The organism is Leucobacter komagatae (assembly GCF_006716085.1).
GTDB lineage: Bacteria > Actinomycetota > Actinomycetes > Actinomycetales > Microbacteriaceae > Leucobacter > Leucobacter komagatae.
Map to the genome: position 1 here is coordinate 1616605 of NZ_VFON01000001.1, position 19036 is coordinate 1635640.

Genomic DNA, 19036 nt, shown 5'->3' on the forward strand with positions numbered 1-19036 from the left:
CGTGTCCGATTTCCGCGTGCCCGGCCCAGCGGCGCGCGGCAGAATGTTTCCGTGCCCTCCTCCTCTCCACCCCTCCCACTCAGCTTCGACGCGTGCTATCGCGCAGCCTCGGGCCGCGACCGGCGGTGGGATGGGCGTTTCTACCTCGGCGTCACGAGCACCGGCATTTACTGCCGACCGTCGTGCCCTGCGCGCAAGCCAAAGCCTGAGAATTGCCGGTTCTTCCCGAGCGCGGCCGCCTGCGTCGCTGCCGGGTTCCGCGCGTGCAAGCGCTGCCGCCCAGACGCGCTTCCCGGGAGCAGGGATTGGGATCACCGCAGCGACCTCGTCGCCCGCGCCGTCCGCGGCATCCGCGACGGGGCTGTCGACGCAGTCGGGGTCACCGGGCTCGCGAGCTCGCTGGCCGTGAGCGAGCGGCATCTCCGGCGCATGCTGCTCGACGAGATCGGCGCGACCCCGCTCCAGCTCGCTCGGACCAGGCGCGCGCACGCGGCGCGGACGCTCATCGAGCAGACGACGTTCTCGCTCACCGACGTCGCGTTCGCGGCGGGGTTCGGCAGCGTGCGTCAGTTCGGGGAAACGATGCGAGAGGAGTTCGGTGTCGCCCCGTCGCAGCTCGCGCGCGGCATCGTTCAGGATCGACCCGGCCTCAGCCCGCTCGGAAGCCCGAGTGTGGCGCTCCGTCTCCAGACCCGCGCACCGTTCGACAGGCGCGCGACCCGTGCGTTCCTTGCGGCCCACGCGATCCCCGGGCGCGACGCGATCGGGGCCGATCCTGACTCGCCAACATCGCACGCGATCGACGTGCCCGGTGGAACAGCGGCGGTGACGATCGCGTGGCACGACATCCCCGAGGTCGCGCTCCAACAGCCAGGCATGCTCGGTGTGCCGGTGTCGCTCGCGCTGCCGAGCCTCGCCGACACAATGCCCGCGATCGGGGCCGTGCGGCGCATGCTCGACCTCGATGCTGACCCGTCACAGCTCGCCGCCGCGTTCGATACGGACCCAGTGCTTGCGCCCCTGGTCGCCGCCAGGCCGGGGTTGCGGTTACCGGGCGCTCGCGAACCGCACGAATTCGCGCTCGCCACGGTGCTCGGTCAACAGGTTTCACTCGCGGCCGCCCGCACGCTCCAGGGTCGGCTCGTTGCCGGGTACGCGGCTCCGGCAGAACTCGAGACAACGGCACCGGCTGACGGCCAGCACGCGTTCGCGGGCCATATCTCGGTCGCGCGCATCGCGGCGGAGACACCCGAGACGCTGCAGGCGACGCTTCGCATCACTGGCGCCAGGGCCGCGACACTACAGGGGCTGGCACGGGCACTCGAGGGCGGGCTCGACATCGGCCCGGGTGCCGACCGCGAGCGCGCTCGGGCCGAGCTCATCGCGCTCCGCGGCATCGGCCCCTGGACTGTCGAGCTCATCGCGATGCGCGCCCTCGGCGACCCCGACGCGTACCCCTCGGGCGACCTTATCCTCCGCCGAGCGCTTGGGGTGGCCGGTGCTCGCGAGGCGGAGCAGGCGGCCGAGGCCTGGCGGCCATTCCGCGGCTACGCGACCCAGTTTCTGTGGGCCGACTTCCTCGCGAAGGCGACTCCAGCAACTGCCCCCTCTTCGTCCACGACTCCCCGCAAGGAGCACTCATGAGCACTCCCCTCTCGTATGCGATCGTCGACGTCGTCGGCCAGCCGTTTCTCGCCGTGTGGCGGCCTGAGGACGGCGCGGTGTGCGCGGCCGGCTTCCTCGCGCAGCCTGCCACTGGGGCTGAACCCGCGGCCCCGGTGACCACACCCACTACTCCGACCTCTGACCCGCTCTGGGAGCGGCTTACCAAGAGCGACCCCGAGCTCGCAGCGCGCGGGCTCGCCGACCACCCGACGACTTCCGGAGCCATACCTGAGGCGCTTGCCGCGTACGCTGCCGGTAACCTGCAAGCCATCGATACGCTGCGGGTCGGGCAGCGAGAGACCCCGTTTCGGGGTGAGGTGTGGCGGGCGCTTCGCAGTGTTCCGGCGGGTGACTCGGTCACCTATTCGAAACTCGCAGCGCTGGCGGGTCGGCCCGCCGCGGTTCGGGCGGCGGCGTCGGGGTGCGCGACCAACCTCGTCGCACTGGTTGTTCCCTGCCATCGGATCGTTCGCGCTGACGGCGGGCTCGGTGGGTACCTCTTCGGCACCGAAGTGAAGCACAGGCTACTCAGGCACGAGGGCGCTGTGGCGTAGAGACCGGCCCGGGCGCCGCCCCAGGCCCCAGCGCCCAGGCCCAGCCCCAGGCCCCAGGCCCCAGGCCCCAGGCCCCAGGCCCCAGCCCCAGGCTCCAAGCCCCAGGCCAGAGGCCCCAAGCCCTCTACCCATGCAGTTCCGGCCCCTCCCAGTCCATCCGTCTGTGATCTGCAAAAGGAATCCCCGATTTGGCGGTTTCGGGCATTGCAAGGGTTGATCCCATACGGAGGGCGCGCCGCCTGCGGAGGGACGGCACCGAGCACGCCCCAAACACACCCAAACACCCAAACACCCAAACACCCCAAAAGCCCGGAGGGGGCCCGGCGCAATGCCGAGCCCCCTCCGGGGTGTGAACGCGGTGGAGCTTACTCGCCCTGGCCGGGGGTGAGCCCGGTCGAGGCGGCAGCTGCCGCAGCCGAAGCCGAGGCCTCGCCGTGCGACTTCTCCTGGTCGCGCTTGGTGGCGAAGGTGAACTTCCCCTCCTCCACATCAACCATCACGGTGTCGCCAGCGAGCAGTTCGGCGCCAAGGATCTTCTCCGAGAGCTGGTCCTCAATCTCCCGCTGCATCGCGCGGCGCAGCGGACGTGCGCCGAGCGTCGGGTCGTACCCGATCTCTGCGAGCCGTTCGCGCGCGGGCGTCGTGATCTCGATGTACATGTCGCGGTCGAGCAGGCGATCCTTCAGCTGCTTCACGAACAGGTCCACGATCTGCAGCAGCTCGGTCTTCGACAGCTGCGGGAAGACGATCGTGTCGTCGACACGGTTCAGGAACTCGGGCTTGAAGTGCTTCTTCAGCTCCTCGTTGACCTTGCCCTTCATCGTCTCGTAACCGACCTGCGAGTCGCCCTCGAGCTGGAAGCCGACCGGGCCACCGGCGATCGCCGACGAACCGAGGTTGGTCGTCATGATGATGACGGTGTTCTTGAAGTCGACCACGCGGCCCTGGCCGTCGGTGAGGCGACCCTCTTCAAGCACCTGCAGGAGCGAGTTGAAGATGTCGGGGTGAGCCTTCTCGATCTCGTCGAAGAGCACGACGGAGAACGGCTTGCGGCGCACCTTCTCGGTGAGCTGGCCGCCCTCTTCGAACCCAACGAACCCGGGAGGGGCACCGAACAGGCGCGAAACGGTGTGCTTCTCGCCGTACTCGGACATGTCGAGCGAGATGAGCGCGTCTTCATCGTCGAACAGGAACTCGGCGAGTGCCTTCGCGAGCTCGGTCTTGCCGACACCGGTGGGGCCGGCGAAGATGAACGAGCCCGAGGGGCGCTTCGGATCCTTCAGGCCAGCGCGCTGGCGGCGGATCGTCTTCGCGAGCGCCGAGATTGCCTCGTTCTGGCCGATGACCCGCTGGTGCAGGGCATCCTCCATGAAGCGGAGACGCGAGGTCTCTTCCTCGGTGAGCTTGAACACGGGAATGCCGGTCGCCTGCGCGAGCACCTCGGCGATGAGCCCCTCATCGACCTCAGCGTTCGTCGCGACGTCGCCCGCGCGCCACTGCTTCTCGAGGCGGAGGCGTTCGGCGATGAGCTTCTTCTCTTCGTCGCGCTTGTTCGCGGCCTTCTCGAAGTCCTGGGCCTCGATCGCCTGCTCCTTGTCGGCGCGAACCACGGCGATCTTCTCGTCGAATTCACGCAGCTCAGGCGGGCTCGACAGGATCGAGAGGCGCAGGCGTGCGCCGGCCTCGTCGATCAGGTCGATGGCCTTGTCTGGGAGGAAGCGATCCTGAACGTACCGGTCCGCGAGATTCACGGCGGCGACGATTGCGCCGTCGGTGATCGAGACCTTGTGGTGCGCTTCGTAGCGGTCGCGGAGACCCTTCAGAATGTTGATGGTGTGCGGCAGCGACGGCTCGTTCACCATGATCGACTGGAAGCGGCGCTCGAGCGCTGCGTCCTTCTCGAAGTGCTTGCGGAACTCGTCGAGCGTGGTCGCACCGATGGTCTGCAGCTCGCCGCGCGAGAGCATCGGCTTCAAGATGTTCGCCGCGTCGATCGCTCCCTCGGCAGCACCGGCACCGACGAGCGTGTGGATCTCGTCGATGAAGATGATGATGTCGCCGCGGTTGCGGATCTCCTTGGTGACCTTCTTCAGGCGCTCCTCGAAGTCGCCACGGTAGCGGCTACCGGCGATCATCGACGACAGGTCGAGCACGTAGACCTGCTTGTCCTTCAGTGTCTCGGGAACCTCGCCCTTGACGATGGCCTGTGCGAGACCCTCGACGACCGCGGTCTTGCCGACGCCCGGTTCACCGATGAGCACGGGGTTGTTCTTGGAGCGGCGCGAGAGGATCTGCATGACCCGCTCGACCTCCTTCTCACGCCCGATAACGGGGTCGAGCTTGCCCTCACGGGCAGCCTGCGTGAGGTTACGGCCGAACTGGTCGAGCACCTGCGAGCCCTTGGGGGCGTCGCCGGCCTCGGGGGCACCAACGGTCGCGTTCTCCTTGCCTGCCTGGTAGCCGGAGAGGAGCTGGATCACGGCCTGGCGCACGCGGTTCAGGTCGGCGCCGAGCTTCACGAGCACCTGGGCTGCGACACCCTCGCCCTCGCGGATGAGGCCGAGCAGGATGTGCTCAGTGCCAATGTAGTTGTGGCCGAGCTGCAGCGACTCGCGCAGGCTCAGCTCAAGCATCTTCTTCGCGCGAGGCGTGAACGGAATGTGGCCCGACGGCGGCTGCTGACCGGTTCCGATAATTTCGGTAACCTGCGCGCGCACAGCGTCGAGTGAAATGTCGAGCTGCTCAAGAGCCTTCGCTGCGACACCCTCGCCCTCGTGAATGAGGCCGAGCAGAATGTGCTCAGTACCAATGTAGTTGTGGTTGAGCAGCTTCGCCTCTTCCTGGGCGAGCACGATCACGCGGCGAGCGCGGTCAGTGAATCTCTCAAACATCTATACCCTCCTTGACGGTCCACGGGGTATGGAACCGCCGCTGGTTAAAGGCTACGCGCCCTTCCCTGTCAGTGGGGCCGTGTTCGCCAGAGGCGTTACGGCGCACGCTTGCGGCAACGCGACCGATCGTTTGAGGCCAGCGCGCTTGACGCGACGGCCCATGAGCGCCTAAGTTATCGATTAGCGATAACAACGATTATCGATAAGGATCGCCGGATCGTGCGCTGTACCTCCGGCCAGACAGCGGAGGATACATATGCGGAGCAGGCCAGCGAACCCCACGCACCCCGAGGCGACCGCCAATGACTATCGCCCGAACAAAGCCGACCGCGTCACGCTGGTGGTTTTGCTAGCAATCGTGCTACTTGCGGCCGTTGAGCGCACCTCGACATACATCTACCGACTCGCGGAACTACACGCTACGGGGTCGCATACCGTGCCAGTCAAGACCTATGGACTCCATGCGACAGCAGAGCTGCATGACACAACGAGCGGAACACCTTTTCCCATTGACGTCTCCGCAGGCTCGGTCACGGTCGACCGGCTAACGTCAATCGAAACCGGCTACCTCACCGCACAGCACACCGTCGCCTACATTGCCACCCTCGCAGTAGTCACTGCACTCATCCTGCTGGGCCGAAACACGTTCCGCGGGAGGGTTTTTAGCCGCGCAAACACGGCGATTCTCTTTGTTGGCGCAACACTTGGAGCGGCTGGGTACTTCTTCTCCTCTTTGCTCCAGCAGATGGCCTCGAACGAGCTCATCCACAGACTGTCCGAGGGAAATCTCGAGGTGTGGATGCTTGCTAGCGGCAACCCCACACCCGTACTGCTCGGGACACTCGCGTTCACCGTCGTACTATTTGCTTACGCGGTCGGGGCGCGACTGCAGCGCGAGACCGAGGGGCTCGTATGACCCCGGCCGAGCCCGTGGAAGGCCACGCGATCCATTGCCGCCTCGACGAGCTTCTCGCCGAGCGCGGCATGACGCTCACCGAGCTCGCTGACCGGGTCGGCGTGAGCATTGTGAACCTCTCAGTACTCAAGAACGATCGGGCGAAGGCCATTCGATTCACAACGCTCACCGCAATCTGCCGCGCCCTCAACTGCGAGGTGGGCGACCTGCTCGTCACCACCGCATAAACCAAACCCACTCCTGCCCCACTCGGCACCCCACACGAGAGCCCATCCCAAAAGAGAAACTTCAAAACTCTAATATTTCATGCTACATTCGTCCCTGTTGTGCAGTCCGGGATGACGCGACCCGCGACCGCGCCTCGGTATCTCCCCACGCGGTGAAGTTACCGGCCCCTCACACACACGCGGTTACGAGAGAGCATCAATCATGGCCAGCAGAGATACAGCTGGGGCTCCGCTCTTTGAGTCCCTCATCACAGACGAGCAAGTCACGACGCTCACGGAGGCCGGCTGGTGGCAGAATCGCCTGATCACGGACTACCTCGATGCCGCCTCGGCCGCCTCCCCCAACGGGCTCGCGATCGTTGACGGCGCTGGCGAACTCACGTATGCGGCGTTCAAACGCCTCGTCGATCGCGCGGCCCTCGGGTTTATCGACCTCGGGGTCGAGCCTGGCGACACGGTTTCCATCCAGTTGCCCAACCGCCGCGAGTGGCTGATCGCCCACTACGCTGCGGTGCGCGTTGGCGCCGTAACCAGCCCCCTGATCCCGATCTACCGCGATCGCGAGGTCTCCTACATGCTGCGGAAATCGCGCGCCAAGGTGCTGGTGACCGCCGCCGAGTTCCGGGGTTTTGACTACCCTGAGATGATCTCGCGGCTCCGCCCGAACCTGCCCAGCCTCGAGCACGTGCTCGTGGTCGACTCAAACGGTGATTCCCCAGACGGCACGCGCAGCTGGGAATCGTTCATCGATACGCCGTGGGAGGAGACCGTCTCGCCTTCCGAGTTTGCGGCCAGGCGCCCGAACCCGAACGATGTCGCCCTGCTCATGTTTACGTCGGGCACGACGGGCCAGCCGAAGGGTGTGATGCACACCCACAACACGCTGATCGCGGGGGCCCTCCCCTGGCCTGACAGGCTCGGCATGAACGAGACCTCGGTGATTCACATGGCCTCGACGTTCGGCCACCTCACCGGCTACCTGTACGGCGTCTCGCTACCGATCATCCTCGGCGGCACGGGCGTCTTCCAGGCAACGTGGGACGTCGAGGAGTTCCTCGGGCTCGTCGAGCGATACGGCATCGAGCACACGTCGGGCGCGACGCCCTTCCTCCACGACCTCATCAGCTCCGACGGCCTCGAGCACAGGGACCTGTCCTCGCTCAAGCGCTTCTGCTGCATGGGCGCCCCGATTCCGCGGGTCTATGTCGAACGGGCGAACAGCCTCCTCTCGTCGATGTCGGTGTTCGGCGGGTGGGGCCAGACCGAGTGCTGCCTCGCAACGATGGGAACCCCGCAGGACCCGACCGACAAGATCGTCAACACCGACGGCCGGGCTCTTCCCGGGATGGCGGTTCGGGTCGTCTCGCAGCACGGCGAGGCCGTGCCCGCCGGCGTTGAGGGCGACCTGCAGGTGCGCGGCCCGTTCCTCTTCCAGGGGTACCTCGGCAAGCTCCGCCAGACGAGGCAGGAGTTCGACGGCGAGTGGTTCAAGACCGGCGACATCGCGACGATGGATGAGGAGGGGTATATCCGGATCGCGGGGCGCACGAAAGACGTCATCATTCGTGGCGGCGAGAACATTCCCGTCGCCTACGTCGAGAACGTGCTCTACGAGCACACCGACATCCGAGACGTTGCGGTCATCGCGCTGCCGCACCCTCGCCTCCAGGAGATCGCGTGCGCGGTCGTCACCCTCCAGAACCCCGACGCCGTCTTCGAGCTGGAAGACCTCAAGTCGTTTTTCAACGAGAAGGGCGTCGCGAAGCCCTACTGGCCTGAACGCGTTGTCGTCATGGACGCGCTTCCACGCACACCGAGCGGCAAGATCCAGAAGTTCGTGCTCAGGCAAGCGCTCGCCGACGCGGCGATTCACTAGCCACCGACCCTGGGCCTACCCTGCCACGGTTACCGCTTGGTAACCGACCGGCAGCGGTATCACGCCGAAGTCGCGGTGCTGGGATACGATGAGGCCATGTCCAGTTCGCCCAGGGAGGTCGCCAAGGCCCAGCGCCGGGAGCGCTATCTCGAGGCCGCTGCTTCGCTCATCGCGGAGCGCGGCTTCAGCGGCGTCTCAATCGATCTTCTCGGATCGGCCGTCGGCGTGAGCGGCCCAGCGCTGTACCGTCATTTTTCGAGCAAAGAAGACATTCTCACGCAGCTTCTCGTGGGTGCGAGTGAGCGGCTGCTCGCGGGCTACGAGGCGATCATCGCGGAGGGGCTCAGCGACGAGGAGACCCTCCGCAGGCTCGTCCGATTCCACCTCGACTTCGCGACGAACGAGCGCGACGTGATCCTTGCGCAGGAGCGTGAGCTCGTGAACCTTCCAGAGGAGCCCCGGCGCCGAGTGCGTAGCCTGCAGCGCCGGTACGTGAACGGGTGGGTGCAGATCACCGAGCGCCTCATGCCTGACGCGAGCAGGGCCGACCTCACGGTCAGGCTGCACGCCGTCTTCGGCCTGCTCAATTCGACCCCCTACAGCGGGTCGCTCGCATCGCCGTCGAGGGTCCGGGATATCCTCGCGGACCTCGCGCTCAGCGCGCTCTTTACTGCCGACTCGGCCTAGCGCTCGAACTGGAAGTGCCCGAGGTCTTTGGGGTAGAACTCGGTGATGCCGTAGCCCGCCTCGGCAGGGATTCGCACGACAGGGTTGCCCGCCCCGTCGAACCCCACCGTCGAGGTCACAGGCACTCGCGGCAAGCTCGGCGCCGCCTCGATCGCTTCGGAGACCGACCCGAACGAACCGAGGCGCCTGAGGTTCATGAGCGTCGGCAGCAGCAGCATCTCGTTCGTGAGCGCGGGCACCTCGGCTGGCTCGACCCAGCGCAGCGCGACCGCCTCAACTCCGTCCGCCGTCGGCTCCTGCTCCTCCGGCGCGCGGGCGAGAAAGAAGTCGGTGTCAAATCTGCGCTTCCCCTCAACCGGCGTGATCCACCGCCCGAAGGGCACGACCTCGTCGAGTGCGAGCCGCGCGGCGGCTGCCCCAAGCACGCCGCCGAGCCCCCCGGCGCCTGCCGCGAGGGGTGTCGGAACCTGGGGCCGGGTCAGAAACCGATCGCTCGGGTCCCTGGCAAGCAGCACCCCGACTTCCTCCCACGTCTCGCGTATCGCGGCCGCGCGCAGCGCCGCGAACTCGTCGGTGGCGTCGTACCCGTGAGCTGCGGCAACGACGCTGTCCTCAGGCTCGAGCACACCGCCCGGGAAAACGAGCGCAGACGGGAACGCGCCCCTCGTGCTCCCCCGCCTGAGCATGAGTACTCGCAGGGGGTCGTCTCGCACGAGCAAGAGCGACGCCGAGCGACGCGGCACGACGGGCGGCCGCGGCGTATCAGCCGCGCCTCGCCCGCCCGCCTCGAACGCCATGGGTCAGCCCGTTGCCTCCGCGATGCGGCGCGCCTGGCGCAGAAGGGGTTCGTCGATCATCTGGCCATTGTAGGCAAAGACGCCGCTCGGCGTCGTCGCCGCTGCTTCGAGCACGCCCGTCGCCCACGCGATCGCCGCGGCGTCAGGCAGGTACGCCTCCCGCAGAATCGACACCTGGCGCGGATGCAAGCACATTGCGCCCCTGAACCCGGAGGCCGCGGCCTCTGATGCCTCCTCGCGCAGCCCCTCGTCATCGGCGAGGTCGGTGTGCACGGTGTCGTAGGCGGGCTTCCCCGCGGCCGCAGCGGCAATGAGCACCCGCGCTCGCGAGTACTCAGCGAGCTTGCCGAACCCGCCGTCGGGCGTGCGGCTCTTGAACCCACCGATCGCAGCGACGAGGTCTTCGGCGCCCCACGTGAGCGCCGTCACTCGCGGGTCTGCGGCGAGCGCATCGGCGTCACGCACGCCGAGGGGGGTCTCGCAGAGCGCGATCACATCGTACGCTTCGAGACCGTCGAGATCGCTCGGCTGCTCGGCCTTCGGCAGCATGATCGTGCGGTACGCGGTCTGCTCGACGGCGGCGATATCGGCTGCGAAGAACTCCGACGTGCGGGGGTTCACGCGAACGATCACCCGAGCGGGGTCGAGCGGCGTCGACACAAGCGCCGCCCGCGCCGCCTCCTTATCCGCGGGGGCGACGGCGTCTTCCAGGTCGATGATGACACTGTCGGCACGCTCGAACGCCTTCGCGTAGCGGTCTGGGCGATCTCCCGGGCAGAAGAGCAGCGCCGGCCCGGTGATCATGCCTCGCCCGCCCCGTCGTTGCCGGGCGTTACCGATTCGGCTGAACCTATGGCGTCAACGCCGGAAGCCCCCTCGGGGCGGCAGCGCATGAGCGTCGACCGCTTTGCGACCGCGACAATGTTGCCCCGCTGATCGCGCGCGGTGTGCTCAAACTCGACCACGCCCTGACCGGGGCGGGACTTCGAGAGGCGCTTGCCAATGATGCGCGTTTCGGCCGTCATCGTGTCGCCAGCGCGCATAGGCGAGGGGAAGCGGATGTCGGTAAACCCGAGATTTGCGACGATCGTGCCCTGGGTGAGCTGCGCGACGGAAAGCCCGACGAGGGTCGACAGCGTGAACATGCTATTCACGAGCCGCTCGCCGAACTCCGTCGAGGCCGACCACTCGGCGTCGAGGTGCAGCGACTGCGGGTTCATGGTGAGCGTCGTAAACAGCACGTTGTCAGCCTCGGTGACGGTGCGGGCGGGCGCGTGCACGTAGACGTCGCCCTCCTCGAACTCTTCGAAGTATCGCCCCCGCTGTTCAAAGATGCGTCCGGTCATCGTGCTGCGCCCTCCTTGGCTGCGTCGCTCGGCTGGTCTCCGGCCGATCCTAGTTGAGTTGGCTCCGATCCGGTCGCGTCTGCGTCGGGCGTGACCTCGGCAAGCACCTCGTTCGCGCCGACCTGCTGGCCCGCGGCGACGCGCAGCACGAGCGTTCCGGCGACCGGGGCGCGGAGCACGTGCTCCATCTTCATCGCCTCGACGCTGAGCACGGGCTGGCCCGCGGCGACGGCAGCGCCGTCTTCCGCGTGTACCGCGACCACGGCGCCCGGCATCGGCGACAGCAGCTCGGGGGCCGCAGCGTCCGAGCGGGTCACGCGCTCAAGCACGACGTCCTCGAATCGCCATGTGGCCCCGCCGATCGCGAGTCGCAGCGCGCCGGCGATGCTGCCCGGCCGGGCGCTCATCGCGCGCGGGTCGAACACGAAGTGGGCGTGCTCGGTGCGGCCGTCGATCCTGATCTGGGCGGTGCCGGCCGGGCGCTCCGTGGCACCCAAGCGGTCGGTCACGCGGACCCCCGCGGCGCGCCACTCGCCCTCGTCGACGCGCACGCGCGCGGTCCCCGGATCCCCCTCGACGTACACCGTGCGAACGGTATCCGTCTGCCCGGCGACGCGGAGGCGGAAGCGGGCCGCCGCGTGCTCGCCGACGCGCCAGCCGAGGCCCGCCGCCCTGGGGGGAGATGCGGCGATCTCGCGCGCGTGGAGTACGAGCGCCGCGGCGGCGAACACGGTGTCGTCAGGATCGCGGAACGCGAGCTCGGGCGTGACCCGCTCGATGAGCGCGGTGTCGAGCAGGCCCGCGCGCACATCGGCATCGTCGAGCAAGAGGCGCAGGAACTCGACGTTCGTGTCAACGCCGAGCGTCACCGTGTCGGTGAGCGCGCCGCGCAGCAGCCGGATCGCCCCGGCGCGGTCGGGTGCCCAGGTGATGACCTTCGCGAGCATCGGGTCGTAGTCCGAGGTGATCTTCGACCCCTCGGTGAGGGCCGCGTCGACGCGGATGCCTTCGCCCGCGGGGAGCGACACCGCCTCAAGCACGCCGCCCGTTGGCAGGAAGCCCGCCCGCGGATCCTCAGCGTAGATGCGCGCCTCAACCGAGTGACCGTCGAGCCGCACGTCTGCCTGTTCGATGCCGAGCGGCTCGCCCGCTGCGACGCGCAGCTGCGCGGCAACGAGATCCACCCCCGTGACCTCCTCGGTGACGGGGTGCTCGACCTGCAGCCGCGTGTTCATCTCCATGAACGCGAACTCGTTCGGGTCGTCTGCCGACACGATGAACTCGACGGTACCCGCGCCCAGGTAATCGATGCTGCGCGCGGTCTCGACGGCGGCCTCCGCGAGCTGCGCCCGCAGCTCGTCGCTGAGGTTCGGCGCCGGCGCCTCCTCAATGACCTTCTGATGCCGGCGCTGCAGCGAGCACTCGCGCTCGCCGAGGTGGATCACGGTGCCGTGACTGTCGGCGACGACCTGCACCTCGATGTGGCGGGGGCGGGTGATCAATCGCTCGAGGAACAGGGTGTCGTCACCGAACGACGCCTTCGCCTCGCGCCGCGCGGTCGCGAGTGCCTCGGCGAGGTCTTCCGGCCGCGCGACGGCGTGCATGCCCTTGCCGCCGCCACCGGCAGCGGGCTTCACGAGCACGGGGAACGTGAGGCCCTGGGAGCGGGCGACGAGCTCGTCGTTCGAGAGCCCCGGCTCTGAGACGCCCGGTACGACGGGCACGCCACGCTTCGACACACGCTCGCGGGCGCGGATCTTGTCACCCATCACCTCAAGAGCTTCAACCGATGGGCCGACGAACACGATCCCGGCCTCTGCGCACGCGAGCGCGAGCGCCGGCTGCTCCGACAGGAAGCCGTAGCCGGGGTGGATCGCTTCGGCCCCGGTCGCCTTCGCCGCGGCGATGATCTGCGAGACGCTGAGGTAGCCGCCGGCGCTGCCGGGCTCTGAGCCGTCGAGCGCGACGGCCTCGTCAGCGAGCCGCACGTGCGGAGCGTCGGCGTCGACCTCGCTGTAGACGGCGACCGAGCGGACGCCGAGGTCGCGCAGGGTCCTGATAATCCGGCAGGCGATCTCGCCGCGGTTTGCAATAAGTACTGAAGAGAACATCGCCATCACATCCGAAAGATTCCATAGCCCTGATCCGCGAGCGGCGCCCGCGAAACGGTATCGAGCGCGAGGCCAAGCACCCCGCGAGTGTCGAGCGGATCGATGATCCCGTCGTCCCACAGCCGGGCGCTCGCGTAGCGTGCGTCGCTCTGCTCGGCGAACCGCTCGAGGGTCGGGCGCGAGAACTCGGCCTCCTCCTCCGCGGTCCAGATGCCCCCGGCGGCTTCGATCTTGTCGCGCTTCACCGTCGCGAGCACCGACGCCGCCTGCGGGCCGCCCATCACGCCGATGCGCGACGTCGGCCACATCCAGAGGAAGCGGGGCGAGTAGGCGCGGCCGCTCATGGCGTAGTTGCCGGCCCCGAAGGATCCGCCCACGATCACGGTGAGTTTCGGCACGCGGGCGCAGGCGACGGCGGTGACCATCTTCGCGCCGTGCTTCGCGATGCCGCCGCGCTCGTATTCGCGGCCGACCATGAAGCCCGACAGGTTCTGCAGGAACACGAGCGGGATCTTGCGCGTGTCGCAGAGCTGCACGAAGTGCGCGCCCTTCTGAGCCGACTCGGCAAACAGCACGCCGTTGTTCGCGATGATGCCGACGGGGTGGCCCTCGATGTGGGCGAAGCCCGTGACGAGCGTCGAACCGAAGTCGCGCTTGAACTCGTGGAAGCGGCTGCCGTCGACGATGCGCGCAATGATCTCGCGAGCGTCGTATGGCGACTGCGGCTCTGGCGGTACGACCCCGTAGAGCTGGCTGGGGTCGACGGCGGGCTCCTCCGGCTCGGCAACGTCCCAGGCGCGGGGCGCGGGCGCCGGCAGCTGCGCGATAATGTCGCGCACGATCTCGAGCGCGTGCTCGTCGTTCTCGGCGAGGTGGTCTGCGACGCCGGAGTCGCGGGTGTGGGTGACGCCGCCGCCGAGCTCCTCGGCGCTCACGACCTCGCCCGTGGCCGCCCGCACGAGGGGCGGGCCGCCGAGGAAGATCGTGCCCTGCTCGCGCACGATGACGACCTCGTCGCTCATGGCGGGAACGTAGGCGCCGCCCGCGGTGCTCGACCCCATCACGGCGGCGATCTGAGCGATGCCGCGGGCCGACATGCGCGCCTGGTTGTAGAAGATGCGCCCGAAGTGTTCGCGGTCCGGGAAGACGTCGTCTTGCAACGGCAGGAACGCGCCGCCCGAGTCGACGAGGCTCACGCAGGGCAGCTCGTTTTCGGAGGCGATCTCTTGCGCGCGGAGGTGCTTCTTGACCGTGAGCGGCATGTACGTGCCGCCCTTGACCGTCGGGTCGTTCGCGATGATCATCACCTTGCGGCCGTGGACTTCGCCGACGGCGGTGATGAGACCCGCAGCGGGAATGTCTTCGTCGTAGACGCCGTCGGCCGCGAGGGCTCCGACCTCGAGCAGCGGGCTGCCCCGGTCGACGAGGCGTTCGACGCGCTCCCGCGGCAGCAGTTTGCCTCGCCCGACATGGCGCTCGCGCGACGCTTCGCTGCCGCCGAGCGCGATCTCAGCGAGGCGCTCGCGCAGCCCCTTGACGGCGGCTCTGTGCGCCTCCTCGTTCGCGCGGTACTCGGCGCTTGCAGGTCTCGCCTGGCTCGCGAGAGTCTCCATCGACGTCCCCTTCCGGTTCACGGTCGAGCGCGTCTGTGCGCCCGCTCGAGATTAGGTTAGCGGTCACTAACTGAATTGTCTAGCGGCGATCCGCCCAGCGCACGCACCGGCCGCCTCGACTAGCGTGGAGGTATGACTACCGCTGATGTGCCCGTGCTCGCCCTCGTTCGCCACGGCGAGACCGACTGGAACCGGGCAAGGCGCATCCAGGGCCGCACCGAGGTGCCGCTCAACGGCACAGGCAGGGAGCAGGCGCGCGGGGCTGCGGCGGCACTCTCCGCCCGCGCGTGGTCGTCCGTGCACGCGTCGCCCCTGGGCCGCGCGATCGAGACCGCCGAGATCATCGCGACCGGGCTCAGCCTCGGCTCCCCCACGATCAACGACGGGCTGTGGGAGCGTGACTTCGGCGAGGCCGAGGGCCTCTCGGTCGCAGACATCGAGGCGCGCTGGCCAGGGCTCGACGGAATCCCTGGCGCTGAGCCACTCGAGGCCGTCGCTGAGCGTTCCGCCCAGGCAATCGAAGAGCTCTACGGCGCTGCCCCGGGCGGCGTTGTCGTCGCGCACGGCGCGATGCTGCGCGCCGGCATCCAGCGCCTCACGGGCGACGACGTCCCGCGGATCCTGAACGGCGAGATTTGGCTGCTCCGGCGCGGGGCGACCGGGTACGCGGCGACTCGCATGGAGTCGACCGCCGCGACCCCGCTACTGCAGGGCTGACGTCAGGCGCGCGAGGCCGTCGAGCAGCTGCGAGCGCACCGGCTGCTTCGCCCACTCCTCAGGCAGCAGCTCGCGCGAATTCGCGCGGTAATAGTCGGTGACCTCGTCGAGGTCGCGCACGAAGCTCGCGCCCCGCACGACCATCGAGATCTCCATGTTCAGGCCGAACGAGCGGGGGTCCATGTTCGATGAACCGACCACGGCGACGTCGTCGTCGATCGTGAAGTGCTTCGAGTGCAAGATGAAGGGCGGGCGGTACATCCAGATGCGCACCCCCGCGTTCAGCAGCTCCTCATAGTACGAGCGCTGCGCGTGGTAGACGAGCGCCTGGTCGCCGATCTCTGAGACGAAGAGTTCGACTTCGACGCCGCGCGCGGTGGCGGCCCGAAGCGCGTTCATGATCGAGCCGTCAGGCACGAAGTAGGGGCTCGTGATGCTGATGCGGTGCCGGGCCGCGTACAGGAGCGAGACGAACACCTGCAGGTTATTCTCCGCCGCGTACCCCGGGCCACTCGGCACGATCTGGCAGTCGAGGTCGCCCGGAAACTCGGTCTCGAACGACTCGATGTCGAGCTGCTCGAGGTAGGTGTCGGTCTCGAGGTACCAGTCGGCCTGGAACACGGCCTCAAGCCCGAGCACGATCGGGCCTTCTACTCGCACCATGATGTCGCGCCAGTGCAGACCGCGGCGAATGTTGCCGCGCTTGTTGTAGCTCGAATCGACGAGGTTCTGCGAGCCCGTGAACCCGACCTTTCCGTCGACGACGACGAGCTTGCGGTGGTTGCGCAGGTCGGGGCGCTGGTACTCGCCGCGCCACGGGCGGACGGGCAGCATGTATGTCCACTCGGCGCCCATCTCTTCGAGACTCTGGGCGGTTCGTCTCCGGCCGGGATTGCGCACCGCCGAGATGTGGTCGAGCATCACGCGCACCTTCACGCCGCGCTCGACCGCGCGCCGCATTGCCGTGAAGACCACGTCGGTCGTGTCGTCGTGCACGAGAATGTAGAACTGCACGTGGACGTAGTCTGTGGCGCCGTCGATCGCCTGAGCGATCTGGTGGAACGACAGCTCGTAGTCAATCGTCATCGTCGCGAGGTTGCCGCGCAGCATCGGCTGCGCGCCGAGCGTCTGGCCGAGCCGCACGGCGCTCTCGAGCCCGGGCTCCATCGCGTCGATGTCTGAGGTCAGGCGCTGGTCTTCGCGCTCCGCGAGACTTGAGACCAACTCGTTGATCGCATCTTGCTTCGCCTCGCGATGCTTCGGAAGCCTGTTACTGCCGATAATGAGAAAGACGATGAGGCCGGGAACCGGCAGCAGGAAGATGGCGAGCAACCACGCCATTCCCGAGGTTGGGCGGCGGTTGCGCGGTACGACGAACAACGCAACGACGCGAATCGCCATGTCGATCGCGAGCGCGACGGCAGCGCCAATCGCGGGCCAGTTCCAGCCGGAAAAGAACTCCATGTCGGCCCTTTCCCTGGAACTACAGTGGCAACGCGGGGACCCGCGCCTGCACTAACTGTAGCGAAAAAGCGGAAGCTACTCTTCGCGGGCGGGCAGGCCGGCCTTCTGGCGCTCTTCGTTCTCGATCTCTCGGTAGATGCGTCGCTCAGTGCGATCAGCCCGCAGAATGAGCCTCATAACCATCCAGAAAAAGAGACCAATGAGCACGGTCGGCGTGAGTGACCAGACCGCATTCATCCACCAGTTATCCATAGTTGCCAACTTTACCCCCAGCGCCCCTGGGATTACCTGGGCGCGACTCGACCGTTTCCCGTGAAAACGAAGGGCCCCCGGAATCGGGGGCCCTTCGACTGGTGCCTTGCTGCCGCTACTTGACGAGCGGGAAGAGGATCGTCTCGCGGATGCCGAGGCCGGTGAGCGCCATGAGCAGGCGGTCCATGCCCATGCCCATGCCGCCGGTCGGGGGCATGGCGTGCTCGAGCGCGCGGAGGAACTCTTCGTCGACCTTCATTGCCTCGACGTCGCCGCGCGCGCCCTCAGCGGCCTGCTGCACGAAGCGCTCGCGCTGCACGACCGGGTCGATGAGCTCAGAGTACCCGGTCGCGAGCTCGAAGCCGCGGATGTACAGGTCCCACTTCTCGACGACACCCGGAATCGAGCGGTGGTGACGCGTGAGCGGGCTCGTCTCGACCGGGAAGTCCATGACGAAGGTCGGGGTGGTGAGCGAGTCGATCACGAAGTGCTCCCACAGCTCTTCGACGAGTTTTCCGTGGTTCGCGAGCGGCACCTCGACGCCCTCGGCGTCAGCGAGTGCTTGCAGCTCGGCGACGCTCGTCTCGGGCGTGATCTGCTTTCCCGCGGCCTCCGAGAGCGAGTCGTACATCGAGATGCGGTTCCACTCACCACCGAGGTCGAAGAGTGTGCCGTCAGCCCACTTCACGACGTGCGTGCCCTCACGCTCGGTGCCGACGTTTGCGGCGAGCGCGGAGTTCTGCACCAGCTCCTGCGTGAGGTCGGCGATGCCGTTGTAGTCGGTGTATGCCTGGTACGACTCGAGCATCGCGAACTCGGGGCTGTGGGTCGAGTCGGCGCCCTCGTTGCGGAAGTTGCGGTTGATTTCGAAGACGCGCTCGAGCCCGCCGACGGCCGCGCGCTTCAGGAAGAGCTCGGGCGCGATGCGCAGGTAGAGGTCCATATCGAACGCGTTCGAGTTCGTAACGAACGGGCGGGCCGAAGCGCCGCCGTGCATCGTCTGCAGCATCGGGGTCTCGACCTCGATGAAGCCGCGCTTCGCGAAGGTGTCGCGGAGGCTCGCCATCGTGCGCGCACGGGTGAGCACGTTGATGCGGGCCTGCTCGCGCGCGATGAGGTCGAGGTAGCGCTGGCGCACCCGGGTCTCCTCGTTCAGCTCGGCGTGCAGGTTCGGCAGCGGGGCAATCGCCTTGGCGGCGACCTGCCACTCCGTGACCATCACCGAGAGCTCGCCGCGACGACTCGAGATGACCTCACCCTTTACGAAGAGGTGGTCACCGAGGTCGGTGAGCTCCTTATACTCCGCGAGCGACTCCTCGCCGACCTCAGCGAGCGACAGCATCGCCTGAATGCGGGTGCCGTCGCCGGCCTGGATCGAGGCGAAGCAGAGCTTGCCAGTGTTGCGCTGGAAGACAATGCGGCCGGCGATGCCGACGGTCTCGCCCGACTGCGAGTCGGGGGTCTCTTCGAGGTGCCCCCACTTCGCGCGAACCTCAGGGATTGTGGTCGTGACCGGCACTGCAACCGGGTACGCGCCACCGGCAAGATCACCCGCGGCGTTCAGCCGCTCCCGCTTCTCGAGGCGGATGCGCTTCTGCTCGAAGATTTCCTCTTCGCTCTGAACTTCTTCAGTGGCGGGGTTCGGCGCAGTCTGCTCGCTCATTTGGGCGGGTTCCTCCGTTGTGTAGGCGTAGGCATCCATCCTACGCGAGGCCCACGCCGTTCCCGCATTTGCGCCCGCCGCAGCTGCCAGGTTCAGCCCAGCGGCCCCAGCCACCGCACCCGCCCAGCCGCCCCAGCAAACCTAGCCACCGCAGCCACCCCGCCACCGCCCCAGCGCCTGTGAACTGCAATACCTATGCCAGAAACTCAAGAATCGGGCATTGCAAGTGCAGAAGACATGGGTATGAGCTGGTGGTG

General features: G+C 67.6%; 16 protein-coding genes. 7 read left to right on the forward strand and 9 right to left on the reverse strand.

The annotated features are described in order from the left end of the window. The first annotated feature begins 51 nt into the window (after window positions 1-51). On the forward strand, window positions 52-1644 hold the full coding sequence (locus FB468_RS07415; RefSeq protein ID WP_141886775.1) for a DNA-3-methyladenine glycosylase 2 family protein: 1593 nt from the start codon (window positions 52-54) through the stop codon (window positions 1642-1644). Further along, window positions 1641-2219, forward strand: a complete 579-nt coding sequence (locus FB468_RS07420; protein ID WP_141886776.1) for a methylated-DNA--[protein]-cysteine S-methyltransferase — start codon at window positions 1641-1643, stop codon at window positions 2217-2219. The genes FB468_RS07415 and FB468_RS07420 overlap by 4 nt, the downstream gene beginning before the upstream one ends. Window positions 2220-2584: 365 nt before the next feature. Here FB468_RS07420 and FB468_RS07425 read toward each other — a convergent pair whose 3' ends face one another. Further along, window positions 2585-5110 (reverse strand): ATP-dependent Clp protease ATP-binding subunit, encoded by a 2526-nt coding sequence (locus FB468_RS07425; RefSeq protein WP_141886777.1) that lies wholly within the window; start codon window positions 5108-5110, stop codon window positions 2585-2587. A gap of 256 nt (window positions 5111-5366) precedes the next feature. Here FB468_RS07425 and FB468_RS07430 point away from each other — a divergent pair, with 256 nt between their 5' ends. From FB468_RS07430 to FB468_RS07445, 4 genes are all read left to right on the forward strand, one after another. Then, window positions 5367-6026, forward strand: a complete 660-nt coding sequence (locus FB468_RS07430; protein WP_141886778.1) for a hypothetical protein — start codon at window positions 5367-5369, stop codon at window positions 6024-6026. Continuing rightward, window positions 6023-6253 carry a helix-turn-helix domain-containing protein gene (locus tag FB468_RS07435; RefSeq protein ID WP_141886779.1) on the forward strand — a complete coding sequence of 77 codons (231 nt, stop codon included), beginning with the start codon at window positions 6023-6025 and terminating at the stop codon, window positions 6251-6253. The genes FB468_RS07430 and FB468_RS07435 overlap by 4 nt, the downstream gene beginning before the upstream one ends. A gap of 202 nt (window positions 6254-6455) precedes the next feature. After that, window positions 6456-8129: an AMP-binding protein gene (locus FB468_RS07440; protein ID WP_141886780.1), complete on the forward strand. Its 1674-nt coding sequence runs from the start codon at window positions 6456-6458 to the stop codon at window positions 8127-8129. A gap of 96 nt (window positions 8130-8225) precedes the next feature. Next, on the forward strand, window positions 8226-8816 hold the full coding sequence (locus FB468_RS07445; protein ID WP_141886781.1) for a TetR/AcrR family transcriptional regulator: 591 nt from the start codon (window positions 8226-8228) through the stop codon (window positions 8814-8816). Here FB468_RS07445 and FB468_RS07450 read toward each other — a convergent pair. From FB468_RS07450 to FB468_RS07470, 5 genes are read right to left on the reverse strand one after another with little or no spacing between them, the layout of a single operon-like run. After that, window positions 8813-9613 carry an NUDIX hydrolase gene (locus FB468_RS07450; protein WP_141886782.1) on the reverse strand — a complete coding sequence of 267 codons (801 nt, stop codon included), beginning with the start codon at window positions 9611-9613 and terminating at the stop codon, window positions 8813-8815. The two genes, FB468_RS07445 and FB468_RS07450, sit on opposite strands and share 4 nt — an antisense overlap. A 3-nt stretch (window positions 9614-9616) precedes the next feature. Further along, window positions 9617-10417 carry an HpcH/HpaI aldolase/citrate lyase family protein gene (locus FB468_RS07455; protein WP_141886783.1) on the reverse strand — a complete coding sequence of 267 codons (801 nt, stop codon included), beginning with the start codon at window positions 10415-10417 and terminating at the stop codon, window positions 9617-9619. After that, a complete protein-coding gene (locus FB468_RS07460; protein WP_141886784.1) occupies window positions 10414-10959 on the reverse strand; it encodes a MaoC family dehydratase in 546 nt (181 codons plus the stop codon). Before FB468_RS07460 ends, FB468_RS07455 begins: the two co-directional genes overlap by 4 nt. Then, the gene (locus FB468_RS07465) at window positions 10956-13076 is read right to left on the reverse strand and encodes an acetyl/propionyl/methylcrotonyl-CoA carboxylase subunit alpha (RefSeq protein WP_141886785.1); all 2121 of its coding nucleotides are present in this window, start codon (window positions 13074-13076) and stop codon (window positions 10956-10958) included. The genes FB468_RS07460 and FB468_RS07465 overlap by 4 nt, the downstream gene beginning before the upstream one ends. Beyond that, window positions 13076-14683 carry a carboxyl transferase domain-containing protein gene (locus tag FB468_RS07470; RefSeq protein WP_141886786.1) on the reverse strand — a complete coding sequence of 536 codons (1608 nt, stop codon included), beginning with the start codon at window positions 14681-14683 and terminating at the stop codon, window positions 13076-13078. Before FB468_RS07470 ends, FB468_RS07465 begins: the two co-directional genes overlap by 1 nt. A gap of 132 nt (window positions 14684-14815) precedes the next feature. On the opposite strand from FB468_RS07470, the gene FB468_RS07475 reads away from it, so the two are divergent. Then, entirely contained in the window at window positions 14816-15400 is a 585-nt protein-coding gene (locus FB468_RS07475; RefSeq protein WP_141886787.1) for a histidine phosphatase family protein, read from the forward strand. Here the strand turns inward: FB468_RS07475 and cls are convergent. From cls to lysS, 3 genes are all read right to left on the reverse strand, one after another. Continuing rightward, entirely contained in the window at window positions 15386-16864 is a 1479-nt protein-coding gene (cls, locus tag FB468_RS07480) for a cardiolipin synthase (protein ID WP_141886788.1), read from the reverse strand. The genes FB468_RS07475 and cls overlap by 15 nt on opposite strands. A 75-nt stretch (window positions 16865-16939) precedes the next feature. Beyond that, the gene (locus tag FB468_RS17095) at window positions 16940-17116 is read right to left on the reverse strand and encodes a hypothetical protein (protein ID WP_170219657.1); all 177 of its coding nucleotides are present in this window, start codon (window positions 17114-17116) and stop codon (window positions 16940-16942) included. Between the two features lie 115 nt (window positions 17117-17231). Next, window positions 17232-18779: a lysine--tRNA ligase gene (lysS, locus tag FB468_RS07485; protein WP_141886789.1), complete on the reverse strand. Its 1548-nt coding sequence runs from the start codon at window positions 18777-18779 to the stop codon at window positions 17232-17234. Window positions 18780-19036: the final 257 nt, after the last annotated feature.